The organism is Allobosea sp. P4_C6 (assembly GCF_056402015.1).
Genome location: NZ_JBFUIF010000134.1, coordinates 1 through 3,661 on the forward strand (window position 1 = coordinate 1; position 3,661 = coordinate 3,661).

1 protein-coding gene and 1 pseudogene are annotated in these 3,661 nt (G+C 59.3%); both read right to left on the reverse strand.

What is annotated here, in order from left to right:
* Positions 1 to 625, reverse strand: a pseudogene (locus AC1DVA_RS26800) (adenylate cyclase); the annotation flags it as partial.
* 1,617 nt (positions 626 to 2,242) lie between these two features.
* Positions 2,243 to 2,782: a hypothetical protein gene (locus AC1DVA_RS26805; RefSeq protein ID WP_476807910.1), complete on the reverse strand. Its 540-nt coding sequence runs from the start codon at positions 2,780 to 2,782 to the stop codon at positions 2,243 to 2,245.
* Positions 2,783 to 3,661: the final 879 nt, after the last annotated feature.

Sequence of the window (3,661 nt, forward strand, 5' to 3'; positions counted from 1 at the left end):
TACCGGCAGCGTAGATCGACCCTTCGGCTCCCGACAGATTCTCGAAAGGTGAAACGACGAGCGCAACGTTGGGACTGGTTGCCAATTGTGATGAGTTGGTCGGGTCTGTGACCAGGCCGCTTAGGGCGATTACCAACAAGATGCTAATAACCGCCGCCACCGGCACGCCCAATTTCCGCAGCCAGTTTCGGGGGTTTCGAGGAGGGTTTTCTGAGTTCGCAACTTTCGGATGCAGTCCCAACAACTCTTGTGGTGGTGTGATTGGATGCCGCACCGTGATGTTCGGGATGTATGCGCCCTTGGGAATGTCGATGCAGATGGGGTCAATACGCCCGGATAATAAATAATAGCGCTCCAAGGCTCGGCGTAGTCGACTGGCCTCGATGCGCACGACGGGATCATTGAGTATATCGAAATCTTGCCCACGGCCAAATACGTGCGTCGCGATGGTGTAGGCCTTTATCCGTTCGCCACGGCCAGCCAATAACTCTTCGACGACGAAACGCAGAAAGTCCCGTAGGCGCTCGGGGACCTCGAAATCAGGACTCGCCAGAACACGAGAGAGCTGTGCTCGCACCGCATCGGGTTGTAGCACCTTCTGCCCAGTATCAGACGTTTGCGTCACGACTCACCCTAGCCTCAACAACACTCTCGTCATACTTGAACCCGCTTTTAGCGACGCGACTTCATTCCGAGCCTACGCAAAGTGATGTGAAGCGTACATGCAGAATTGCTGCCGGCTCCCATTCGCACTCGAGGCTTCCCGATGCCGCCAGCCTTACCAGGGGCATCGCACACGTCGGTGACGTCGGATATCGGGGTGGGTCAGTCGGCTTCGCCCGCATGGCAGACGGCACGGACATCTCGTGCCTCCGTAGATGAAAGTGCAACGCAATGCCCGAAGGCAAATTCGCTGYGCCTGCCCCGTCTCGGCCCTCCGGCAGGAACGCTCCGACCTTGGCCTCGACACGCAGAAAGATCGAAAAAGCCTTGAATGAACGAAACATCGCAACGTCGGGCGGCGGCCCTTGGAATGCCGTGCAGGCCTGCCGGCTTTTGGAGCGCACAAACTGGAGTATAGCGATTGCGACATAGGCCTGCCGATGCAGATCGTCAGGCTTTTCTTTGCCACGCTCTCGCCGTCAGGATGTTTGAATATCTGCTCAGCCTTCGTCGCCGGCTACTAGTTAGAGTCTCGCCGCCAGCCAAGGAAGGCGAAGACTGCCAGTCCGACAGCAATGACCAGCATCGTTGCTGCCCATTGAAGGCGAGGTTTATCTGACCAGAGAATTTCCACGTTCGGCTTCCGTGTCGGGCGAGGAATGAGCACCGAAACTCTGACCCTATCGCTTGGGCGCGGATATTGACCTTAAGGACCATTAGTCGATGGCTGACCCCGTCTCCGAAACACGGTGCCAATTTGCAAGATCAACAAAGGAGAAACTTCGATCGATGATCGGTTCCCCACGGGTAGGCAAAAGGCGAAATGCCCCTGATCTTGCTGTAGTCCATAAACGGCGATTTTTTCGCCGAGAAACCCTTTAGAATCAGCCAGAAGCCCGCACTTGATGAATTTCATGCTTATAGCAGTCCTTGGTCGATATCATGCCCGACCCAGCTCAGCGGTAAGCGCATCCTCGTCCTGACCGCTGTGCCGAGAGCCGTTGGCCCGCCAATCCGATCCGACCTTCTTCGTCGACAATTCGACCACGAGCTAGTTCAGGCCGATTTCGGGCGCGATCGCTCTCCTCCAGAGCCTAATCACGGTTCTCGAAACGGGGATGAAGGGACGGCCCGACCAGTGAGCGGCGCAAATGTGCTCAAGGGGGAAGTGGCGGACAATGACCCGCGATCGTGTCCATTGGCGCGTCGCCACGCTCGACCCGCCACGATCAAAGATTCTCTCTGCCGGGGGGATGCCCGGATGGACGCGGTCTTCAGGCGAGGAGCTTCTCTACGATCGATTGACACTTATCCTGTCACGGAACGTAGGGCTCAGAGAGCTGTTCAAAATCGTACGCTAAGCCGAACAATAGTGAGCCAAGGCTACTGTGTCTCGCGATCTCCGTTGCACGGGGTCTGATCCCGGTGGATACGAGTGGTCAGTTTGCGCAGACTGTCGTCTCAAATTTTGAGCGTCCGCTTTCGGCGATGAGCCAATATCCGCAACTGGCGCACTGCCGCTGCACGTCGCCCCATCTTTGCTTGAAGGCGTGCCGATCTCGCTTGGGCGTGTCGCGGATCATGGGGGCTCGTGAGAGCGGATTGCTGCGATGGCCACGGCCTTCTCGCAGATATAGCCGTTCTCATCGAGTGACGGGCAATCGCGAATAGCTCGCTCGACCCGTTCCCGTTCCGCAGCGAGCGCGGCTTCGGCGGCTAGGGCGCGGGCTTCAGCCTGGTCGGCGCGCTTGTTCGCGGCCTTGGCGAGCTGCCATTGCATGTAACCATAGCGACTGTGCGTGCGCTCCCTGCGCAGATATTCTCCGTAATCGTCGGGCTCAATGATCTGCCCCTCGCTCGGCATTGCGGGGCTCGAAGGCGGCGGGGGAAGCCAGGAACCGTGCGCCCATTGCAGCCGATATCCGCACACGGGGCAGACCAACCCGTCTTTGGTCGCGACAAGCTGCCCGAGGTTACCGCCATGCTCAGCTTGATAAGCCCGATGCGCGTCGTCGGTTCGGTCACCGCCGCATAAGGGGGCCACCCGAGTTTCGASCTGAAACAGGTTGAGTGCSGMAACCTGCTCATCGGTCCACGGTGCTGTCAGCTTGTCGGCCATTTGTTCTCGGCCTCTTTAACCGGACAACGCGCAGCCCGTCCGTCAGTTCACACTTCGTGCTGATGATGCTCAGCCTCTCACCCATCGTCCCGCTCTCTTACGCGTGCTTATGAAGGCGGGGTCGGCCGGCTGCTTCTTGCGGTGAGCCAGGGGGCACCACCGGTCTATGTCGGAAGCGTCGGTATCGGCTTCAGCCACGACGGCGCGACCGCGCTCCGCAAGCAGATGGACGAACTCGTTATCTGAAAACCCGCGGTCAGCCTGAAGGGCAGACGACAGGCCTATCGCTGGCTCACGCCGGCTCTGGTGGCGGAAATCGAGTTTTTGCGCGTGGACCGACGACGGCAAGCTGCGGCACGGCTCCTACAGGGGGCTTCGGGAAGACGCTGATGAGCTCCCCGTTTACGAGATACGGAGCGGGTATTCATTTGACCGTTCGCTGCGCAGTCGAGCAGAGCAAGGCGATATCCTGCTCAAGCTTAACAAGGATCAGCCGGTACTCCTCGGCTATCTCAGCGGCCCGGTTTCCCGGAATCTTGGCCCAGTGCAGCGCCGCTTCCCAAGCGAGCGCGTAGCTCTCGCAGAGGCTCGCAAAAGCGGGCCGCTTGGCCGCCCGTAGAAGCTCCGCGCGGCGGTGGGGCCAGCGGAGCAAGAGCCGGGTTACACCGGCCCGCTTTTCAGGTGTCTCCATCGCGTCAAAATACTAATTATCGCCTCGCCAGGCAGAGAATATGGGCGTGGCCTGCCCCCTGAAAAGTGGCCCTCCCTGAAGTAGGCTTTTTGAGCCTTTGGAGGATGCCCGCGATGCCGCAGAAGAAGCACAAGCCTGAAGAGATCGTCGCGAAGCTGCGGCAGGTCGACGTGCTGTTGTCCCAGGGG